This is a genomic window from Nocardia sp. KT25-26 (assembly GCF_056627695.1).
Genome location: NZ_CM152813.1, coordinates 3,225,776 through 3,246,652, shown reverse-complemented (window position 1 = coordinate 3,246,652; position 20,877 = coordinate 3,225,776). Strand labels below are relative to the sequence as shown.

Here is a 20,877-nt window from a genome sequence, read left to right as displayed (position 1 = left end):
GACCGTCCGGGTGCGGGTGCTGCTCAGCTCGCCGAATCCACGTCGGCGGGCTTTTCGCCCGCCCGCTCGTCTTCGGTGTCGGTGTCCGGCTCGGCGGTGACGACGTCGATCTGTTCACCGACGTAACGGATCACCACCGCGGCCACCGCCGCCACCGGCACCGCGAGGAACGCGCCGACGATGCCGTACAGCGCGCCGCCGGCGGTGACCGACAGCAGCACGATGACCGGATGCAGTTTCATGGTCCGGCTCTGCAGCACCGGCTGCAGGACGTTTCCCTCCAGCTGCTGCACCGCGATGATGATGCCGAGGACGATCAGCGCGGTGGTGAACCCCTTACCCACCAGCGCGACGAGGACGGCGAGCGCCCCCGCCACGAACGCACCCACGATCGGGATGAATCCGCCCAGGAAGGTGATCACCGCCAGCACCAGTGCCAGCGGAACACCCAGGATCACCAGGCCGAGCCCGATCAGCAGGGCGTCGATGAAGCTGACGACGGCCTGGGTGCGGATGAATCCGCCGAGGACGTGCCAGATCCGACCGAGCGCCTCCTCGAGGTGGCGGCCGGCGGGGCTGCCGATGGTGTTGTGCAGCCACGGCATGAACCGGGGGCCGTCCTTGATGAAGAAGAAGGACAGCACCAGCACCAGGAACAGCGTGATCAGGGCCGATGTGGCGGTGCTGACCCCGGTGAACACGCCGGTGGCGATCTGGTCGGCGCTGGACTGCACCCGCGACACGATCGCCTCGACCGCGGAATCGAGTTGTTCGTCTCCCACGTTGAGCGGCGGGCCCTGCAACCAGTCCTGCACCGTGTTGACTCCGGCGGTGGCCTTGTCGGCCAGCGACGGCGCCTGGTCGACCACGGACGGAACGATTCCCGCGATCACCCCGGCCAGCACCGCGATGAACCCGCCGAGACTGAACGTCGCGGCCAGCGCGGGCGGCATGCCCCGGCGGACGAACCAGGCCGCGGGCGGCCACAGCACCGTCGCCACCACGATCGCGAGCAGCACCGGCAGCAGCACCACCCACAACCGGGCCATGACGAACCCGATCACCCATGCCCCGGCCGCGATGGCGACGATGGCGAGGCCCCATTTGGCCAGCCACAGCACCCCGCTGCCGATCACCTGGCCGCGATCAGGCGGTGCGGCACCGGTGTCGGCAGAGGTGTCGTTCGATACTGCGCGGTCATCCCCGTTCACGGCGCCAGTCTCGCACGGCACCACCGGATCCGCAGGCATCCACGCGGCCGCGAGCCGGTACGCCGGGGTTCCGAGAGGACCGCGCCATTGCCGGAGGACCGTACCACCGACACGGGCCGGCGCCTCACCGGTCGGCACGGCCGGGCGGGCAGCATGGTTCAGGCCAGATACCGGGCGATGCTCGCCGCGACGCAGGCCGGGCGGTCCTCCCCCTCGATCTCGATCGTCACGGTGCGATGGGCCTGCACCCCGCCGGGAACGTCGCTGACGGCATCCAGGTGGACCCGGGCCCGCAGCCGGGCACCGGACCGTACCGGCGTGATGAACCGGACCTTGTCCAGCCCGTAGTTGATCCCCATCCGGGCGGCGCCGACGGTCATCACCTGGGCGGTCAGCGGCACCACCAGTGACAGGGTGAGGTAGCCGTGCGCGATGGTGCCGCCGTACGGGCCGTGCGCGGCCCGGTCGGGGTCGACATGGATCCATTGGTGGTCGCCGGTGGCGTCGGCGAACATGTCGATGCGTTCCTGGTCGACGGTGAGCCAGTCGCTGACGCCGAGTTCGGTCCCGGCGGCTGCGCGCAGCGCATCGAAGTCGGTGAAGTCGATCATGCGTCGGCCCGCCTCGCGAATCGTTGTTTCAGTTCCCGTTTCAGCACTTTGTGGGTGGGGCCGAGGGGTAGTTCGTCGACGAACTCGACCCGCCGCGGATACTTGTACCGGGCCACCTGCGCGCGGCCGAAGTCGACGACCTCGTCGGCGGTGAGCGGCCCGTCGGCGACCACGACCGCCAGGATCTCCTCACCGTAGTGTTCGTCCGGAACCCCGATCACCGCGACCCGGTCGATGTTCGGATGCCGCAGTAGCGCCGCCTCCACCTCGGTCGGATAGACGTTGAACCCGCCGCGGATGATCATCTCCTTGATCCGGTCCACGATCCGAACATAGCCGTCGGCGTCCTTGGTGCCGAGGTCACCGGTGCGGAACCAGCCGTCCACCACCGCCGCGGTGGTGGCTTCGGGGCGGCCGGTGTAGCCGGAGAAGACGTTGTGGCCCCGCACCACGATCTCGCCGACGGATCCGGTGGCCAGCAGGTCGATCCCGTCCCGCCGGTCCGGATCGGCGATCTCGACGTCCACACCCCACACCGCATGCCCGACCGTGCCGGCCTGCGGCCCGAAATGCGGCTGGTTGACCGCCGCGGTGGGTGAGGTCTCGGACAGGCCGTACCCTTCCAGGACCCGGGCGCCGAACGTCTCCTCGAATCCCTCCAGCACCGAGGGCGGCAGGGCCGCCCCACCGCTGATGCACAACCGCAGCTCCGGTAGCGCCGCTTCGCCCGCGGCCGCCGCAAGCAGGCCCGCGAACATGGTGGGTACTCCGTGGAAGGTGTTCACCCGTTCCGCGACCATCAGCCGGATCGCCTCGGCCGGGGTGAATCTCGGCAGCAACACCAGGGTGACGCCGACCCGCCAGCACGAGTTCATCGACACGGTCTGGCCGAAGATGTGGAACAGCGGCAGCGCGCCGAGCGCGATGTCGCCGGCGCGGACCTCGTTGGCGTCGACAGCGTTGACGGTCGCGGACATCACCATGTTCAGGTGGCTGAGTTCGGCGCCTTTGGGGCGGCCGGTGGTGCCGCTGGTGTAGAACACGACCGCGGTGTCCAGGGGGCTGCGGGAGACGTAGTGCTGCAGTGGTTCGGCCGCGGTCAGTGCCTTCGGGTCGAGGCAGCGGATCCCGGCCTGCGCCGCCCCGGCCGCGCCGGTGGCGGCGACCTGTTCGTGGCACAGCAGCAGCGTGGCGCCGCTGTCGCGCAGCACGTACTCGACCTCGTCGGCGTTGAGGAGCAGGTGTACCGGCACGACGGTGGCGCCGGCCGCGAGGACGGCATAGTAGGCGCGGGGAAAGTCGGCGGTGTTGGGGGCCATCAGGGCGACCCGTTGTCCCGGCCGGATGCCCAGGTCGATCAGGGCGGCCGCCTGTTCGCGGGCCTGCCGCCACATCTCGGCGAAGGTGATGCGCTGCTCGCCGTCGATCAGGGCGGGATGGTCGGGGCGGCGCCGGGCGGATTCGGCGAGCACGGCGGCCAGGGAGAGGGTGGCGTTCATGGAAACCTCGGCAGGTCGGGTTGTTTCAGCGTTCCAGCAGGACGGACAGGCCCTGTCCCACCCCGATGCACATGGTGACGACGGCCCGGTGGGCGTCCCGGTGGGCGAGTTCCAGCGCGGCGGTCAGCGCCAGCCGGGCGCCGCTGGCGCCGAGCGGGTGGCCCAGGGCGATCGCGCCGCCGTTCGGGTTGACGTGGTCGGCGTCGTCGGGCAGGCCGAGAGCTCGCAGCACGGCCAGGGATTGGGCGGCGAAGGCCTCGTTCAGTTCGACCACGTCGATGTCGCCGATGCCGAGCCCGGTGCGGGCCAGCAGTTTTTCGGTGGCCGGGGCGGGACCGATGCCCATGATGCGGGGCGGCACCCCGGTGGCGACGGCCGTGCGTACCCGCGCCAGCGGCGTGAGCCCGTAGCGGGCCACCGCCTGTTCCGAGGCGATGAGTACGGCGGCGGCGCCGTCGTTGATGCCGGAGGAGTTGCCGGCGGTGATGGTGCCGTCCGGGACCACGCTGGGCAGGGCGGCCAGTGCGTCCGGCGACGTGGGCCGCGGATGTTCGTCGGTGTCGACGACGACGGGTTCGGCCTTGCGGCGCGGCACCGGCACCGGTGCGATCTCCTGCGCCAGCCGGCCGCGGGCGATCGCGGCGGCGGCGCGCTGCTGTGAGCGCAACGCGAAACCGTCCTGATCGGCCCGGTCGATGCCGAATTCGGCGGCGACGTGCTGCGCGGTTTCGGGCATGGCGTCGGTGCCGTACAGTTCCCGCAGCCGCGGGTTCACGAACCGCCAGCCCAGCGTGGTGTCGAACACTTCGGCCGACCGTGACCAGGCGGCACCGGCTTTCGGCAGCACCAGCGGCGCGCGGGTCATACTCTCCACACCACCCGCGACGACCAGGTCGGCGTCGCCGGCGCGCACCGCCCGCGCGGCGGTGGCCACGGCATCGAGTCCGGAACCGCACAGCCGGTTCACGGTGGCGCCGGGCACCTCGACCGGTAGCCCGGCGAGCAGGCCCGCCATCCGGGCGATATTGCGATTGTCCTCACCGGCCTGGTTGGCGCAGCCGAGCAGCACATCGTCGACGGCGGCCCAGTCCACCTCCGGTAGCCGGCGCATCAATGCGGTCAGCACGTGTGCGGCCAGGTCGTCGGGCCGGACGGCGGCCAGCGCGCCACCGTAGCGGCCGAACGGGGTCCGCACCCCCGCAACGAGATAGGCGGTCACGGTCTACAGCCCCATGTCCTTGGCGATGATCATCTTCATCACTTCGCTGGTGCCGCCGTAGATGCGGTTGACCCGGTTGTCGGCGTAGAGACGGGCGATCGGGTATTCGTTGATGAACCCGTATCCGCCGTGCAGTTGCAGGCAGCGGTCGATCACCCGGGCGGCCACTTCGGTGCAGAACAGTTTGGCCGAGGCAGCGTCCGCGGCGGTCAGCTCGCCGAGGTCGTGTGCTTCCAGGGCCCGGTCTACGACCGCTTCGGCGGCGTCGACCTCGGCGCGGCAGGCCGCCAGTTCGAATTTGGTGTTCTGGAACGCCGCGACCGGTTTGCCGAAGACGTTCCGTTCCCGGGTGTATTCGGTGGCGAAACGGATCGCCGCCCGGGCCTGGGTGTAGGCGCCGACGGCGATGGACAGGCGTTCCTGCGGCAGGTTGCGGCCGAGGTAGGAGAATCCGCGGTCCGCGTCACCGAGCAGATCGGCCACCGGGACCTGCACATTGTCGAAATGCAGTTCGGCGGTGTCGGAGACCTTGAGGCCCAGCTTGTCGAGTTTGCGGCCGACGGTGTAGCCGGGCGAGGTGGTGTCGACGACGAGCAGCGAGATGCCGTGGCGGCGGTCCTGTTCGGTGGGTGCGGCGGTGCGGGCACAGACGATCACCCGGTCGGCGTGCACACCGCCGGTGATGAACGTCTTCGACCCGTTCAGGAGGTAGTGGGTGCCGTCGTCGGACAGGGTGGCCGTGGTGCGCATCCCGGCCAGGTCGGAACCGGTACCGGGTTCGGTCATGGCGATGGCGAACATGATCTCGCCGGTGACGAAACCGGGCAGCCACCGTTGCTTCTGTTCGTCGGTGGCCAGGTTCTTCAGGTACGGCAGGCACAGGCCGACGTGGACGCCGGAGCCACCGAACGACACGCCCGCCCGGTGCGCCTCCTCCATCAGCACGGCCTGGAACTTGAACGACTCGATACCGGCGCCGCCGTACTCCTCGGGCACCTCGATGCCGAAGATGCCGAGTTCGGCGAGCTTGTAGTAGAAGTCGCGCGGCACGATGCCGGCTTCGTACCACTGGTCGTACACCGGGACGACTTCGGATTCGATGAACGAACGCACCGTCTTCCGGAACGTTTCGTGGTCGGTGTTGTACACGGTTCGCTGCATTGCTGAGGGCTTTCTCGTGGCGGGTGGCGGTCGGTGGCGGTGGTCAGAGCCGGCGGCCGCCGTCGACGTAGATGGTCTGGCCGGTGACGAAGGCGGCGTTGTCGGAGGCGAGGAAGGCGACGACGTTCGCGATGTCCTCGGGCGCGCCGACCCGGCGCAGCGGGGTGATCTCGGCGGTCTTCGCCTGCAGTTCGGCTGCGCTGATCCCGATCCGGGCCGCGGTGGCGTCGGTCATCTCGGTCGCGATGAAGCCGGGGGCGACGGCGTTGACGTTGATGCCGTACGGGCCGAGTTCCATGGCGAGGGTGCGGGTCAGGCCCTGGATGCCCATCTTGGCGGCCGAGTAGTTGGCCTGGCCGCGGTTGCCGAGGGCGGACACGCTGGAGGTGTTCACGATCTTGCCGGACCGCTGCGCCACCATGTGCCGCTGGGCGGCGCGGCTGCACAGGAACGCACCGCGCAGATGCACCGACAGGACGGTGTCCCAATCCTCGGCCGACATCTTGAACAGCAGGTTGTCCCGCAGCACGCCGGCATTGTTGACCAGGACGTCGAGCGAGCCGAGTTCGGCGGCGACCCGGTCGAACGCGGTGTCGACGGATGTTTCGTCGGCGACGTCGCAGGCGACGGCGAGCGCGGTGCCGCCCGCGGCCGCGATTTCGGCCACGGTGGTCTTACCGGCGGTCTCGTCGAGGTCGGCGACCGCCACGGCGAATCCGTCGCGGGCCAGCCGGGTGGCGGTGGCGGCACCGATACCGCGGCCGGCGCCGGTGACCAGGGCGACCTTCGAGGTCATCTCGATTCTCCTTTATCCGAAGGCATTCACGCCGGTGAGGGCGCGGCCGATGAGCAGTTTCTGGATCTGGCTGGTGCCCTCGTAGAGGGTGAGCACCCGGGCGTCGCGCAGATACTTCGAGACGGGGTATTCGTCGATGTAGCCGTAGCCGCCGAACACCTGGATGGCGTTGTTGGCGGCCCGGACCGCGGCCTCGCTCGCGAACAGTTTCGCCATCGAGGCCTGGGTGCCGAAGGGCAGTCCGCGGTCGACGAGATCGGCGGTGCGCCAGGCGAGCAACCGGGCGGCGTCGACGTCGACGGCGATATCGGCGAGCAGTTCCTGGACCAGCTGGTAGGCGGCGATCGGCTTGCCGAACTGCTCGCGTTCCCCGGCGTACTGCACGGCGGCTTCCAGGCAGGCGCGGGCCAGGCCGACACAGCCCGCCGCCACACCCATCCGGCCCTTGTCGAGCGCGGTCATAGCGATACCGAATCCGGAGCCTTCGGCGCCCAGCCGGAGCGCATCGGGCACCCGGACGCCGTCGAGGGCCAGTTCCGCGGTGGCCTGGCCGCGCAGCCCGAGCTTGCCCTTGATCTCGGTGCGGGTGAAGCCGGGCGTATCGGTCGGCACCAGGAAGGCGGTGATCCCTTTGGGGCCGGGCCCGCCGGTACGGGCGAAGATCAGGGCGATATCGGCCCAGGTGCCGTTGGTGATGAAGATCTTGCTGCCGGTGAGCAGCCAGTCGTCGCCGTCGCGGACGGCGCGGGTGGTCAATGCGGCGGCGTCGGATCCGGTGCCGGGTTCGGTGAGCGCGAAGCAGCCGAGGTGTTCTCCGGCGCACAGCGGGGGCAGGAACCGCTGCTTCTGTTCCCCGGTGCCGTGTGCGGCGATGGATTTCGCCACCAGGCCCAGGGAGACCGAGACGATGCCGCGGACCGAACTGTCGCCGCGGCCGAGCTCTTCCAGCAGCAGGCAGTAGGACAGTGCGTCACCGCCGGAACCACCGTAGGCCTCGTCGATGCCGATGCCCAGGAATCCGACGGCGCCGAGCTTGCCGACCAGTGCCCGGTCGACCGATTCGGCCCGGTCCCAGGCGGTCACGTGCGGGACGACTTCCTTGTCCACCCAGGCACGGGCCAGCTGCTGTAGTTCGCGGTGCTCGTCGTCGAGCTCGAGATCCATGCGGACTCCCTCTTGCCTAACACTGTTAGTTGCGTGGCCCACGTTAACCTAACGCTGTTTGGTAAGCAAGGGTGCGGTTCCTGCGGTGATAGATTCGGACTCCTGTCCGAGGAGTCGGGAGAAGGAGACGCACATGGCCCGGCCACGGGTGCCGCTGTTGAGCCGGGACCGCATCCGCGCGGCCGCGACGACCCTGATCGATCGCGACGGCCTGGCCGAGCTGTCGATGCGCAAACTCGCCGCCGAACTCGGCGTGCAGGCCGCCTCGCTCTACGGCCACTACCCCACCAAGGACGAGGTCCTCGACGACATCGCCGGCGACATCATGGCGCAGGTCGCGCCGCCGTCCCTCGCCGACGGCGACTGGGCCGACGCCCTCGCCGGCTGGGCGCGCTCCTACCGCGCCGCCCTCGCCGCGCACCCGAACTTCGTGCCCTACCTGGCCTCCGGCCCCGGCTACCGGGACGAGAACCTGCGGGTCGCCGATGCCGTGCACGGCGTCCTGGTCGGTTCGGGCTGGCCGGCCCGCGACGCGACGCTGATCGGCGCCGCGACCCGCCATCTCGTCATGGGTTCCACCGTCGGATCGTTCGCCCGCGGCTTCGTCGACGACGTCCAGGTGTACCGCAACCGCTATCCGCACCTCGAACAAGCGCATCTGCTGCGCGCCAAGGCCGATGAGATCGACACCGACAGTTTCGAACTCGCCCTCACCGCGTTCCTCGACGGCCTGCGGCAACGCTTCGACCAGATCCACACGAAATCTCCACATTCGGACCCGGAACCCTCCACACCCGGTCGTTAGTGTCGGGGCATGAACAGCAGTGGCGCCGGTAACGGGCGGCGGATTCTGGTCGTGGACGACGAGGTGGCGATCGCCGAGTCGGTCGCCACCCGGCTCCGGGCCGAAGGCTTCTCCGTCGATATCGCCCACGACGGTCCCGGTGCAGTCCGCGCGGCCCTCGAACCGGGCGTCGATCTGGTGGTCCTCGATGTGATGCTGCCCGGCTTCGACGGGCTGGAGGTGTGCCGGCGAATCCAGGCCGACCGGCAGATCCCGGTGCTGATGCTGACCGCCCGCACCGACGAAACCGATCAGCTCGTCGGCCTGGGTGTCGGCGCCGACGACTACCTCACGAAACCGTTCTCCCTGCGGGTTCTCGCCGCCCGGGTGCACGCCCTGCTGCGGCGCGTCGATCGGGCGGGCGAACATGCCGACGCCGCCATCGTCGTCGGCACCCTGCGCATCGACCTGGACCAGCGCCGCGTCTGGCGGGCCGACCGGGAGGCGCGGCTGACCCCGCTCGAATACGATCTGCTGGTCCGGCTCGCCCGCCGACCCCGCGCCGTCCTGGCCCGCGAACGGCTCCTGGAAGAAGTCTGGGACTGGGCCGACGCGGCCGGAACCCGCGCGGTCGACAGCCACGTCAAGGCCCTGCGCCGCAAACTCGGCGCCGACCTCATCCGCACCGTGCACGGTGTCGGCTACGCCCTGGACGCCGTATGACCGCATTCGCCGACCGCATCACCGCCGCACTGCCCCGCCCGCTGGACCGGGTGGGTTCGATCAAACTGAAGCTGGCCGTGCTGATGCTGTGCTCGGGAGGCGCCGCCTTCGGCTACTTCTGGTGGAATATCGGCTGGCTGCCGCCCCGCACCTCGCTCACTGCCCTGGTGATCGCCTTGATCACGTCACAGTTCCTCGCGCACGGGATCACCCGGCCGCTGCGCGACATGACCGCAGCGGCGCGGCGGATGGCCCACGGCGACTACAGCCGCCGGATCCGGGCCAGCTCCCGCGACGAAGTGGGTGAACTGGCCCGCGCCTTCAATCAGATGTCCGCGGACCTGGCCGCCGCCGATCGGCAGCGCCGCGATCTCATCGCCAATGTCTCGCACGAGTTGCGTACCCCGATCACCGCGCTGCGCGCCACCCTGGAGAACCTGGTCGACGGGGTCAGCACCCCCGATCCCGGCACGATGCGCACCGCGCTGGCGCAGACCGAACGGCTCGGCCTGCTCGTCTCCGAACTGCTCGATCTGTCCAGCATCGAGGCCGGCGCCCGCACGCTCGACCGGGAACACCTGCCCGTCGCCCCACTGCTGGCCGAGGTGATCGCCGAAGCCGAGGTCGCGACCGCCGCCCACGGGCGTGGCGTCCGGTTCACCACGGCCCTGCACCCCGGCGATGTGTGCGTGTATGCAGATCGTGCACGTTTGCATCAAGTGCTGTTCAACCTGGTCGACAATGCGGCCCGGCACGGTCCCGCCGGCGGCGAGGTACAGATCCACGCCGAGGCCCGCCCGGACGCCACCGTCCTGGAGATCCGCGACGACGGCCCCGGAATCCCGGAGGCCGAACGGTCCACTGTATTCGACCGCTTCACCCGCGGCGGCCGCACCGACGGGGGCGGCACCGGCCTCGGTCTCGCCATCGCCCGCTGGATCGTCGAACTGCACGGCGGCAGCATCGCCGTCGCCGACCCGGGCTCCCGGATCCGGGTAGTTCTGCCCGCCGCCTGACTCCCGCGCACCCACCTCCCGGACCACACCGGTTCCGGGACGATTCCGCACGCCCGAACGAGGGGAACGATATGCCAGACGAATCGACAGTACCCGCACTACAGGGCCCGGCCGAACCCGGTACCGGTGACGCTGCGGCCGGGACGGTGGCCGACGTTCCGGAACCGGATGATCGCCCGGAGCCGGAAACCGGCCGGGCCGAACCGGAACCGGCTCCGGCCGAGGAACCGGCGCGGAAACCCGTTTCCCTGGTGAAGACGCAAGCTGCGGCGTCACACCGTTCCGGTACCGCTGCACCGGGATACCGCCCGCCCGTCCCGCCGCGGTGGCGCCGGGTCGCGCGGCCACCCGGCGTCCTGCTCACGGCAGTGGTGATCGCGGCGGTCACCGCAACGATTCTCCCGGTACAACGCCCCGGAATCGGCTGGGTGATCGCCGGTGTGGTGACGCTGATCGGGTTGACCGCTTTCGATATCCGGTCCCGCCGGTCGGCGGCGACCGGAACCGATCAGCCGGGCGGTGTCCTGGCGGTCCTGCACCGCAACCGTTCCCGCGCCCTGTGGACCGCGGCCACCATCGCCCTCCTCGCAGTGGGAACGATCCGCGCGGCCGGGTGGCTGTTCGTGTTGTGCCTGCTGACCGCCGCGGTGGCCGGGTCCCTGGCGGTGCTGGGCCGGCGGTCGATCCGCGGCGTCGCCCACGATGTGGCGGCAGTACCGCTGGCGGCGATCGAGGCGCTGCCGTAGGCGTTCGGTGACACCCGGCCGCCACGTCCCGCAGCGCGGGCACAGTGGCAGCGTTACGGCGTCTCGATCGCGGTGACGGCGGGTCTGCTGATCGTGTTCGTCCCGCTGCTCGGCGGCGCCGACGCAACCTTCGCGGGCCTGCTGGACACGCTGACTCCGACCCTCGATATCGGTTCCGTGGCACGGTGGCTCGCCCTGTTCCTGCTCGCCGGAACCGGTGTGCTCGGTGCACTGTATCTGCTGGCCGGTCCCCCGTCGGCGGCGGTGGATACTCGTCCGGCCCGCACCTGGTCGCGTGCAGTGTGGGCGCTGCCGGTGGCGAGCCTGACGGTGTTGTTCGCGGTGTTCGTCGGCGCCCAGTTCGTCGCCATGTTCGGCGGCGACGACTATGTGCAGCGCACCGCAGGGCTCACCTATGCCGAGTACGCCCGCAGCGGTTTCTGGCAGCTGTCCGCGGTGAGCGTGCTGTCCCTGGCGGTCCTGCTGGCCGTCCTGCACTGGGCGGACCGGGAGACCGCGGCCGACCGCCGGGTGCTCCGGTCGCTGCTCGCCGCGGTGGGTGTGCTGATGCTCGTCATCGTCGGGTCGGCGCTCGCGCGCATGTGGACCTACCAGCAGGCCTACGGATTCACGGTGCTGCGGCTGCTGGTCGCGACCTGCGAACTGTGGGTGGGGCTGGTGTATCTGCTGGTGCTGGTCGCGGTCGCCCGGCTGGACGGGACGTGGCTGTCCCGGGCCGCCCTCGGTAGCGCGGCAGCCACCTTGCTGGTGATCGCCGCCGCCGACCCGGAACAGCTGGTGGCGCATCGCAATATCGATCGCTGGGAGCGTGGGGAACGGCTCGACATCGACTATCTGGGCACCCTGTCGCCGGATGTCCTGCCCGCGCTGCAGCGGCTCCCCTTCCCCGAACGGACCGTCATCGAGCACTCGGTCCGTGCCGACCTCGAACCCGAGGGCTGGTGGTCCTGGAACCTGTCCCGCAGCGCCGCCCGGTGATCCGGTCCCCGGTGTGCCCGCCCCGGTTCCGGCCGGGGCGGGCACACCGCCGCGATCAGGCCAGGTGTACCGGCAGCGATCGGTGCCCGTTGGAGATGAAGCTCGGCACCGAACCCAGCTCGGCCGGTTCGGCCGCGAGCCGCATGTCCGGGAATCGTTCGAACAGCGCGGGCAACGCCACCGCGGCCTCCAGCCGGGCCAACGGTGCGCCGAGGCATAGATGCGCGCCGTGTCCGAACGCGAGGTGCTCCTTGGTGATGCGGGAAGGATCGAATTCGCCCGCTGTCGCGCCGTGCCAGTCCGGGTGCCGGTTGGCTGCCGCGTAGGAAGCAAGAATCGCCTCACCGGCCGCGATCCGCGTCCCACCCACCTCGATGTCCTCCACCGCGTATCGCAACGGCAGATGGGCGACGGGTGCTTCGTAGCGCAGCGACTCCTCGACGATATCGGCCCAGGTGACGTCGCCGGAGGTGACGGCGGCCCGGTGCTCGGGCCGGGTGAGCAGCGTGAAGATGGCCTGGTCGAGCAGGTTGACGGTGGTTTCGTGCCCGGCACTGATGACCAGCAGCAGGGTGTCGACCAGTTCCTGGTCGCCGAGGGAGCCGACCTCCTCGTCGTGTTGTCCGATCAACAGGCTGGTCATGTCGTCGCCCGGGTTCGCCCGCCGGTACTCGACGAGTTCCCCCAGGATCCGATACATCTCGACGATGTTCGCGTTCGCCTGCTCGGGTGTCAGGGTGGTGTCGAAGATGCCGTCGACGCAGGTCCGCAGGCCGGCGTTCAACGATTCCGGTACGCCCATGAGTTCACTGATCACCCGGATCGGCAGCGGATAGCAGAACGCTTCCCGCACATCGACGGGCTCGCCGGCCGGGGTTGCCGCGAGCTTGTCGATCAGCTCGGTGGTGATCGCCTCGATCCGGGGCTGCATGGCCTGGGTGCGGCGGTGCGTGAAGGCCGGGGCCACCAGTTTGCGCAACCGCCGATGGTCGGAGCCGTACGCGGTGAACATGTTCTGCACGGCCACCCAGGTGATCAGCGGCCATTCGGCGGTGATCTCGCCGTTGACGAAGGCCGGCCAGTGCTGCCGCGGGTCCTTGGACACCCGCGGGTCGGTCAGCAACGACTTCAGGATTCCCGGGTCGGTGACCGACCACGCCTGTACCCCGCCGGGCAGCTCGACCGGGGTGACCGGTCCCCGTTCCCGGAGCCGGTCCGACTCGCCCTGGATATCGGCTCCGGTGGGGTCGAGTACCAGCGGGCTGTGCATGGTGTCCATTTCGAAACTCCTAACTGACGAACATCTTCGGCCCGCCGGGCGCACCGGAGGGCAGCGGCGGCGCCGGTGGGAACACCACCGGCAACGCCACCAGGGCACGATGGAACGGCCCCGACCGTCGGGACAGTTCCTCGGCCGGCTGGGCGAGCTCGATATCCGGCAGCGCCTCCAGCAGCAGATCGCAGGCGTCCTGGGCGATCTGGTAGCCGAGTTGCCGGGCCGGGCAGGCGTGCGGTCCGGCGCTCCAGGCCAGATGCGACCGGTTGCCGGTGAGGTCGCCGCCGCGGATCGCCGGATCGTTGTTGCAGGCGGCCATGCTGATCAGCACCGGCTGATGGGCGGGCAGCCACACGTCGTCGACGAGCATCGGGGTGCGCGGGTAGCTCACGCAGTAGTTCGCCAGCGGCGGGTCGGTGAACAGCACCTCGTCCAGCGCGTCGCGGGTGGACAGGCTGCCGTCGAGTAGCGGGGCCGCGAACCGGCCGTCGGTGAGCATCAGCAGGATGGTGTTCGCCACCAGGTGCACCATCGGCTCGATCCCCGCGCCGTACAGGGTGACCAGCTGGTGCAGCATCTCCTCGTCAGTGAGCGCATTGGCATGGGCCAGCAGCCGGGAGGTGATGTCGTCGCCCGGTGTCGCATGCTTGCGGGCGACGTGTTCGGCCAGTGCCGCGACCAGCATCTCGTTGCCCTCTTCGGCGCGGACGGTGTCGAAGATGGCGGCCATGCCCGCGGCGACCCGGGCCCCGATATCGGGGTCGCAGCCCAGGATGGTGTTGAGCGTTCCGAACACCAGGGGATAGACGTACTGTCCGAGCAGATCGGCCGTCCCGGTACCGCAGATCTCGTTGATCAGCGGTACCGCCGTCTGCTCGACCACATCGTGCAGTGCGTGCAGATCGACGCCGGCGATGGCCGAGGTGTTGGCCGCCCGGTAGCGGGTGTGCTCGGCGCCGGCACTGCGCAGCGCGTTGGGCCGCCATTCCATCATCGGCAGGATCGGGCTGTCCGCCGGCACCTGTTGCTGCCAGGAGCGCGGGTCGGCGGGAAAGTGCTCCGGGTCGTTGAGGATCCGCAGCGCCGTGCGGTACCCGATCACCAGGGTGGCCGGGACGTCCGGCGCCAGCTCGACCGGAACCAGCGTGCCGTGGCGGCGGCGCATATCGTCGTAGGCGCGGTGCGGATCGGCCGCGAACTCCTCGGTGTACAGCGGTACCCGCGGGTCCGGGAACCGGACCGGACAGCCGTGCTCTCCGCTCTCGTTCCCGAAGAGCTGCCCGACCGGTCGCACCGGCGCGTTCACGATGGTCACTCGAAACTCCAGACTATCGGCTATGCACGACAACTGGGCCCGATACTGCTCGTGGACCCGCCCCGCGCGGCACATCCGCTCCGCCGCGGCCGAGGCAACACTGCACTCAACCAGTCGCACAGCCCCGATGCAAGATTTGTTGTCCGGCATGGCATCTGACATGACATCCGATTGCAGCCCGGCACGCTGTATCACTGCAGCGTGAGCACCTCGCGGCCGGATTTTACCGGTGCGAGTAGAACGGATCGGCCCAATAGTCTGGATCGCGGCCGTAATTCGGGGTGGTGAACGCGCGCTGCCAGGTGGCGCCCGGCGCCAGGAGTTCCCGCCACGGCGCGACTTCGACATACATGACGCGCATCGAGTTCAGCGAGCCGGCATGCAGATCGGGACCGTCGGTGGTGACCGCATCCTCGGCAACCGCGACCTCGAAGTTGCGTTCCAGCGCGGCGCGGACGGTGGCCTCCACACAGACGTTGGTCTGTAGGCCGCACACCATGACCCGGTCGACGCCGCGGCTGCGTAGCACGGGCTCCAATTCGGTGTAGGCGAAGAAGCTGTGTCGCGTCTTGTCCAGCACCAGGTCGCCGGGCCGAGGCGCGACGGCGTCCATGATCTGTGCCCGCCAGGCCCGCTCGGCCGCCGACAGCACCGGAACCCGGTCCGCCCGGCGCGCGCGGTGCCGCGCTGCCCGCGGCGTCAGCGCCGCGGGCGCGGTCTGCCGGGAGTAGACGACCGTGACCCGCTGTTCCCGCGCCTGCCCGAGCAGCGCGGCACATTCGGCGACCACGTCCGGCAGCCGCCACAGCGGCGGCCAGCCGTACGCGTCTCGGACGTCCTGGACGAGATACGAGTTCTGCATGTCCATCACCAGCACAGCCAGCGACCCCACCAGTACCTCCCCGAAACCTTGTTCCCTCGGTCCCCCACGGCGACGCCACCCAGTATGGGCGCAGACCGGTGTGCGCGAAGGCTTTCCGCACACCCGGCGCCCAGCGATTCCGGCAGGACCGGTTTTGTAGCGGGACCGTCCGGGACGGCCGGCCTTGTGGTCGGCCTGCGCCCGTCTTCGCCCGGGACAATGGCGGCAGCCGATGCCGCCGTGCCAGGTCGTTTCGAGGCCCGCTCGGCCCCTTCCGTCGAGTGCGTCCGCCGAGACCGGGGCAACGCGCACGCTCGGCACGGATCCGCTGTGAATCGCCACAGCCTCCCGCGCCTTCTCAGATCCATACCGGTCTACCTGGGCAAACATGAATCGCCCGCCGCCGGCGCCAGACGGATTTCGCGGAGCGCTTGTCAAACCGAACGGTGTTTGGTTACTGTCGTGCCCGCTCGAACCTAACAGTGTTCGGCATCACATCAGTTGTTCTGGAGGAATGGTCATGACACCGACCGCAAAGCCCCCCACCCCCACCACCCCGGAGATCGATCGCGCACAGGTGCGCAAGGCCGGGACCGCCGCGCTGATCGCGGCCTCCATCGAGTGGTACGACTTCTTCATCTACTCGACCGCCGCCGCACTGTTCTTCGGCAAGGCATTCTTCCCCGACTTCAGCCCCGCCGCCGGCGTCCTGGCCGCCTTCTCCACCGCCGCGATCGGTTTCCTGGCCCGACCGCTCGGCGGCATCCTCGCCGGACACTTCGGCGACCGCTTCGGCCGCAAACCCGTCCTGGTCACCGCACTACTGCTGATGGGTGTGGCAACCACCGTCGTGGGCCTGCTGCCGACCTACGCTGCCATCGGCGTCGCGGCCCCGATCCTGCTGGTCACACTGCGTCTGGCCCAGGGGCTGTCCGTGGGCGGCCAGTGGGGTGGGTCGCTACTGCTGGCCATCGAGTACGCACCACCCGGACGTCGCGGCTTCTACGGCAGCCTCGTCCAGCTCGGTGTGCCGATCGGCCTGATCGCCGGCAACTCGGTGTTCTTGATCCTCGCCGAGGTCATGGCCCCGGCCGAACTCGCGAGCTGGGGCTGGCGGATCCCGTTCCTGTTCAGCATTGCGCTCGTGGTACTGGCGATCTACATCCACCATTCCCTCGAGGAAACCCCCGCATTCCGCGCCATCCAGGCCAAACTCGAAGCCGCACCGCAGGCGCAGCGCTCCCCGGTCACGCGGGTCCTGCGCGACCATCCGCGGCAGGTCCTGCTCGCCGCCGGCGCCTTCCTGGTCGTCAACTCCACCTTCTATCTGATGGTCACCGGCACGCTCGACTACACCACCCGTGAACTCGGTATGGAACGCAAAACCGTGCTCGCGGCAGTCCTGATCGGTAGCGCCCTGCAGCTGATCACCGTGCCCGGCTTCGCCGCCCTGTCGGACCGTGTCGGCCGCAAACGCGTGTTCGCCACCGGCGGAGTCGCCCTGCTGTTGTGGGTGTTCCCGATGTGGATGCTGGTGGATCAGGCCACCTTCACGAGCGTGCTCATCGCCCAGCTGGTCGGCGCGACCTGCCTGTCGATGATGTACGGCCCGCAGGCCGCGTTGTTCGCGGAGATGTTCAGCGCCGAGGTCCGGTTCTCCGGCGCCTCGCTCGGGTACCAGCTGGCCTCGATTCTGGGTGGTCTCGCACCGGTCATCATGGTCCTGCTCGTGGAGAAGACGCACACCTCCGCCGCCGTCGCCGGCTACATCGCCGTGCTGTGTGTCCTCGCGCTGGCCTCGCTCGCCGCGATCCGCATGGACGGCACCCGCGAGGAATCCGTACCGGCCGCCGTCTGAGCCGCCTGCCGGTACTTCGAACTCCCGGGCGGCTGGTGTGCCGCCCGGAGCCCGGGGCAGATGCGCCCGGGCACCCGCTACCCGAACAGCGGGCAGCGGATCGGATGAGGATGAGAAGGGTTTCGACCTGATGAGGAACAAGTCAACGACGAAGCTGTCGTTCGGCCGTGGTGGGGGCAACCGGCGGTGGGGTGCCGGAGCACGCAGCGCGGCGGTCGTGATATCCGCCGCGGCGGGTTTGATCGCCACGGCCACTGCGGGCGCGGACGTGGTCGTACCGCTTCCGGACGGGGTGGAAACCGCGGCGGGAGTCACACTTTCCCGCTCGGGGGAAACGGCGGTGGTGTCACCGTCGATGGCCGCGAACGGTGTGGGCCGCGTGGTCTGGGTGTCCGGCACCGTCACCGCAGACGTGTCCGACGCCCCGACAGTGGACGGGCCCGGACCGTACAGCACCCCGGAGAATCGTCCCGGGACGAACAACTCGTCCACCCACGGCGCCTCGCAGGTCAATACCGGCTACATCGTCGGCTGCCAGGTCAGCATCAGCGATACGGCCATCTCGGCGGGATTGTCGGGCAACCTCAGCAGCACCGGGTTCGGAGTCGCCGGGTCCGGCGGGATCAAGCTGGGACCAGGGCAGGTGAAGTTCGTACAGATCGGTTTCAAGGACATCCTGGGGCCGGACGTCTACACGATCGGGTACCGGGATGTCGAGATGGAGATCCAGGGATGTGGCGGGTTCGCACAGGCGCGCTCGTATGCCGTAGTGGAGATCATCGGTGACCACTACTCCAAGACCACGCTCTACGGTCAGCCGTTCAGCATCGGCTGACCGATTCCCCTGCCCGGTCCGCACCGCCACCCCCGCACCCCGGCGGCGGGCCGACTCCGACTCGAACAGAAAGCCTTCAGAGATGATCGATCGTCGAATGATTTCCCGTACGGTCGCCGGCGCCTGCGCCGCTGCGGCGCTGACCGCGGGCGCGGTCGCCGCCGCACCCGCCGGCGCCGACACCGTGATCCCGTTGCCCGGTGGCAGTGTCACCGAAACGCTGCCCGACGGCAGCACCGTCACCATCAGCATGACGGGCGAATCCGCCACGATCAGCCCGTCGCTCGGCGCGACCCCGTTGCATCGCAACGCCTGGGTATCCGGCAGCGCCCGGGTCGAGGTCGACGGCCGGGCGGTCGGCGGCAAGATCCGGCCCGGATATGTGGTCGGTTGCCAGGTCAACATCGGTGGCGGCGGGGTGAGCGGCACCGGCACCGCGAGTTCCGACTGGGAGGGCAAGCGCCCATCCGCCGGCGCAGGCATGGGCGGCACGCTCAGCCTCGGCCCCGGGCAGGCCCGCAGTTTCTATCTCCTCGACATCGAGACCCCGGACCGCTTCGGCTCCGAAACCCACCTGCCCTACACCGGGTTCCGGGGCAGCTCGGGCAGCGTGACATGGAAGAACTCCACCATCGCGTTGAGCGGCTGCGCCGGCTACGCACAGGCGCGATCCTTCATCCGAGTCGATGTGGAGACCCGCACCAGCAAGGAGATCGTCACCCTGTGGGGACAGCCCTTCAGCCTCGGCTGACTGTCCCACCCGAACGGAGCCGGCCCACACCGTCGTAGGCCGGCTCCGCCGCCCCACCGCCGATTCAGCCACGGACATCGACTGTTCGCTCGCCGCCCCGCAACAGCATGTCGAACCCGGCCGACAAGCATGAGCCGAGCTCCGCAACTTCCGGAACAGCCGCCACATCGGCGTTGACCCCGAGGCAACAGACCCCGGCATGCGAGGTCAGGGTCACGTTGAATGCGGTCCCCAGGGTCGGACTGAAGTCGTACATCCGATCGATTCGGGCGCCGGCCAGATACAGCGGCACCGGCGACCCCGGTACATCGGACGCGACGAAGTCGACATGTTCGAGCATTTCGGCGAGTACGGTGACCGGCACTCGGTTCAAGACCGCAGCCACCGCATCGGAGTACGGAACCGCCGGTTCCCGGCGAGCCCGACCTGCCGCCGCACCGACCCGCCGCAGCAGTCCAGCCGGGTCGTCCCCGCCGACCGGAACGTCGAACCGCAGCAGACTGATCCGGTTGCCGCCGAGCCGGTCCCCGGCCCGGCGCAGACTGATCGGCATGGTCACGCGCAACCGGTCCACCGGTGCGGCGCGGCGGTCGTGATAGTTGCGCAGCCCCAGCAGGACAGCAGTCAGGAACGCGTCGTTCACCGTTCCGCCCGCAGCGTGCGCAACGTTTCGCAACTCGTCGAGGGGTACGTCGAACGCCGCCAGGCGCCGCTCGGCACCCCGGCCGACCAGCACGGGCGACAGTGTCGGCGTCACCGGCCGCACCATCCGGCCCAGCGACACCGTCAGCTTCGCTCCCTGCCACGCCGAGGAACCCGGATGTGCGAGCACGGTCGCGGTGCGAGTGAGGATACCGGCGACCCGACGCCGCAATTCGGCACCGACACCGTCGTGATCACCGGCTTCCGGCGCGGCACCGGACCGCGGCGCCGGGGCGGCCGATTCGACGTGGGCCCGCCCGGCCCGGTCGACATCGCACAGCCGGGACAGGATCCGGATCCCGCTCACGCCGTCCGTGAGGCTGTGATGCACCCGCAGCACCAGCGCGCATTCGGTGCCACCGGGCCCGGCCAGCAGCGTTGCCCGCCACAACGGCCGATCCGAGGAGAACGGTGCCATCGCCTCGCGTCCGGCGAAGGTCAATACCGTGTCGAGGTCGGCGGCCCGGGTCAGCAGCACCCGCCGCAGATGCCAGGCCAGCTCGAACGCCGGATCGGGTTCCCAATGTGGTGGTGTCAGATTCCATCGGGAGGGAACCAGCAGGTGCCGCAACTCGGGCACGTCCCGGGTACAGCCGTCGACGGCGCGCATCAGCCGCTCCGGATCGGGATCGGTGTCCAGCAGCAGAACCGACACGATCGTCGGCCGCAGCTCCGGCTTCCGTTGCAACCGCCAGGTGAGCAGATCGGTCTGGGACTGGCCGGGTACCCGGGTGGTCATCGATCGCCCGATCGCGGAAAGCGGGACAGCCGGGCGATCTCCTGCCGCGCGAGCCGCTGCGCCCATAGTTCGGCTCGCTGCTCCTCGCCGGTGGCCAGCGGGCCGGTCATGCCGTCGACCAGGAAGTCCGCCGGCGGGACAGCCAGTTCGTAGCCGAGCCGCCGCAGGCGCCTGCCCGCCGAGCGGGCCGCCGATCCCGGTAGCCATCTCGGGTGCGCCGCCTTGGTGGCGAACACGGCGGCCCGGGCCCCCGCAGCCGGGAGCGGAACCGTAGCGAGCCATTCCCGCAGACCGGACTCGACCACGATCGGCCGGTCCGTCCGATTCGCCGCATCCAGCCGAGTGCGGGTCCGGCTCATCCCGAACGCATGGGTGGGGCCGCCGACAACCAGCAGATCCACTGCACCCGGCGCGCCGGCCTCGAACACGTCGACCGTTTCCACCGCGCAGTGCCGGCCGAGTCCCGCCGCGACGGCAGCCGCCACGGCGGCGGTGTTGCCGAACATCGATTCGTAGACGATCAGGGCCCGCATCTCGTCCTCCTGCCACCGGTTCCGGACCCCGTCGACGCTAATCGGCCGGTCCGCCGGCCCACAGTGCCGAAACGACC

Annotated in this window: 20 protein-coding genes; 8 read left to right on the top strand and 12 right to left on the bottom strand. The window is 69.7% G+C overall.

Annotated elements, in window-relative coordinates; translation table 11 throughout:
• Window positions 1–23: 23 nt before the first annotated feature.
• The 7 genes from AC1HFH_RS14750 to AC1HFH_RS14720 form a co-directional block, all read right to left on the bottom strand.
• On the bottom strand, window positions 24–1,211 hold the full coding sequence (locus AC1HFH_RS14750; protein ID WP_480243347.1) for an AI-2E family transporter: 1,188 nt from the start codon (window positions 1,209–1,211) through the stop codon (window positions 24–26).
• Window positions 1,212–1,369: 158 nt separating this feature from the next.
• Complete coding sequence (locus tag AC1HFH_RS14745; protein WP_480243346.1) at window positions 1,370–1,822, bottom strand: MaoC family dehydratase; 453 nt, start codon at window positions 1,820–1,822, stop codon at window positions 1,370–1,372.
• Entirely contained in the window at window positions 1,819–3,321 is a 1,503-nt protein-coding gene (locus tag AC1HFH_RS14740) for a long-chain-fatty-acid--CoA ligase (RefSeq protein ID WP_480243345.1), read from the bottom strand. The genes AC1HFH_RS14745 and AC1HFH_RS14740 overlap by 4 nt, the downstream gene beginning before the upstream one ends.
• Before the next feature lie 25 nt (window positions 3,322–3,346).
• Window positions 3,347–4,540: a 3-oxoadipyl-CoA thiolase gene (pcaF, locus tag AC1HFH_RS14735; RefSeq protein WP_480243344.1), complete on the bottom strand. Its 1,194-nt coding sequence runs from the start codon at window positions 4,538–4,540 to the stop codon at window positions 3,347–3,349.
• A 3-nt stretch (window positions 4,541–4,543) separates the two neighbouring features.
• Window positions 4,544–5,701, bottom strand: coding sequence for an acyl-CoA dehydrogenase family protein (locus AC1HFH_RS14730; RefSeq protein ID WP_480243343.1), 1,158 nt, complete (start codon window positions 5,699–5,701; stop codon window positions 4,544–4,546).
• Between the two features lie 43 nt (window positions 5,702–5,744).
• A complete protein-coding gene (gene fabG, locus AC1HFH_RS14725) occupies window positions 5,745–6,497 on the bottom strand; it encodes a 3-oxoacyl-ACP reductase FabG (RefSeq protein WP_480243342.1) in 753 nt (250 codons plus the stop codon).
• Window positions 6,498–6,509: 12 nt separating this feature from the next.
• The gene (locus AC1HFH_RS14720) at window positions 6,510–7,661 is read right to left on the bottom strand and encodes an acyl-CoA dehydrogenase family protein (protein WP_480243341.1); all 1,152 of its coding nucleotides are present in this window, start codon (window positions 7,659–7,661) and stop codon (window positions 6,510–6,512) included.
• A 133-nt stretch (window positions 7,662–7,794) separates the two neighbouring features.
• Here AC1HFH_RS14720 and AC1HFH_RS14715 point away from each other — a divergent pair, with 133 nt between their 5' ends.
• From AC1HFH_RS14715 to AC1HFH_RS14695, 5 genes are all read left to right on the top strand, one after another.
• Window positions 7,795–8,466 carry a TetR/AcrR family transcriptional regulator gene (locus AC1HFH_RS14715; protein WP_480243340.1) on the top strand — a complete coding sequence of 224 codons (672 nt, stop codon included), beginning with the start codon at window positions 7,795–7,797 and terminating at the stop codon, window positions 8,464–8,466.
• A gap of 9 nt (window positions 8,467–8,475) precedes the next feature.
• A complete protein-coding gene (locus tag AC1HFH_RS14710; RefSeq protein ID WP_480243339.1) occupies window positions 8,476–9,168 on the top strand; it encodes a response regulator transcription factor in 693 nt (230 codons plus the stop codon).
• A complete protein-coding gene (locus tag AC1HFH_RS14705; protein WP_480243338.1) occupies window positions 9,165–10,184 on the top strand; it encodes a HAMP domain-containing sensor histidine kinase in 1,020 nt (339 codons plus the stop codon). The genes AC1HFH_RS14710 and AC1HFH_RS14705 overlap by 4 nt, the downstream gene beginning before the upstream one ends.
• 71 nt (window positions 10,185–10,255) lie before the next feature.
• Window positions 10,256–10,930 carry a hypothetical protein gene (locus AC1HFH_RS14700; RefSeq protein ID WP_480243337.1) on the top strand — a complete coding sequence of 225 codons (675 nt, stop codon included), beginning with the start codon at window positions 10,256–10,258 and terminating at the stop codon, window positions 10,928–10,930.
• Between the two features lie 72 nt (window positions 10,931–11,002).
• Complete coding sequence (locus tag AC1HFH_RS14695) at window positions 11,003–11,929, top strand: DUF4153 domain-containing protein (RefSeq protein WP_480243336.1); 927 nt, start codon at window positions 11,003–11,005, stop codon at window positions 11,927–11,929.
• A gap of 55 nt (window positions 11,930–11,984) precedes the next feature.
• Here AC1HFH_RS14695 and AC1HFH_RS14690 read toward each other — a convergent pair whose 3' ends face one another.
• From AC1HFH_RS14690 to AC1HFH_RS14680, 3 genes are all read right to left on the bottom strand, one after another.
• On the bottom strand, window positions 11,985–13,208 hold the full coding sequence (locus AC1HFH_RS14690; protein WP_480243335.1) for a cytochrome P450 family protein: 1,224 nt from the start codon (window positions 13,206–13,208) through the stop codon (window positions 11,985–11,987).
• A gap of 10 nt (window positions 13,209–13,218) precedes the next feature.
• Window positions 13,219–14,514, bottom strand: a complete 1,296-nt coding sequence (locus AC1HFH_RS14685) for a cytochrome P450 family protein (protein WP_480247853.1) — start codon at window positions 14,512–14,514, stop codon at window positions 13,219–13,221.
• A 229-nt stretch (window positions 14,515–14,743) separates the two neighbouring features.
• Entirely contained in the window at window positions 14,744–15,412 is a 669-nt protein-coding gene (locus tag AC1HFH_RS14680) for a cysteine hydrolase family protein (protein WP_480243334.1), read from the bottom strand.
• A 490-nt stretch (window positions 15,413–15,902) separates the two neighbouring features.
• Here AC1HFH_RS14680 and AC1HFH_RS14675 point away from each other — a divergent pair, with 490 nt between their 5' ends.
• The 3 genes from AC1HFH_RS14675 (at window position 15,903) to AC1HFH_RS14665 (ending at window position 18,826) form a co-directional block, all read left to right on the top strand.
• Window positions 15,903–17,240: an MFS transporter gene (locus AC1HFH_RS14675; protein WP_480243333.1), complete on the top strand. Its 1,338-nt coding sequence runs from the start codon at window positions 15,903–15,905 to the stop codon at window positions 17,238–17,240.
• A 130-nt stretch (window positions 17,241–17,370) separates the two neighbouring features.
• Window positions 17,371–18,075: an MspA family porin gene (locus tag AC1HFH_RS14670; protein WP_480243332.1), complete on the top strand. Its 705-nt coding sequence runs from the start codon at window positions 17,371–17,373 to the stop codon at window positions 18,073–18,075.
• Between the two features lie 97 nt (window positions 18,076–18,172).
• Complete coding sequence (locus tag AC1HFH_RS14665; RefSeq protein ID WP_480243331.1) at window positions 18,173–18,826, top strand: MspA family porin; 654 nt, start codon at window positions 18,173–18,175, stop codon at window positions 18,824–18,826.
• A gap of 64 nt (window positions 18,827–18,890) precedes the next feature.
• Here the strand turns inward: AC1HFH_RS14665 and AC1HFH_RS14660 are convergent, their stop codons facing one another.
• Window positions 18,891–20,267 carry a wax ester/triacylglycerol synthase domain-containing protein gene (locus AC1HFH_RS14660; protein WP_480243330.1) on the bottom strand — a complete coding sequence of 459 codons (1,377 nt, stop codon included), beginning with the start codon at window positions 20,265–20,267 and terminating at the stop codon, window positions 18,891–18,893.
• On the bottom strand, window positions 20,264–20,800 hold the full coding sequence (locus AC1HFH_RS14655; protein WP_480243329.1) for a hypothetical protein: 537 nt from the start codon (window positions 20,798–20,800) through the stop codon (window positions 20,264–20,266). Before AC1HFH_RS14655 ends, AC1HFH_RS14660 begins: the two co-directional genes overlap by 4 nt.
• Window positions 20,801–20,877 lie beyond the last annotated feature (77 nt).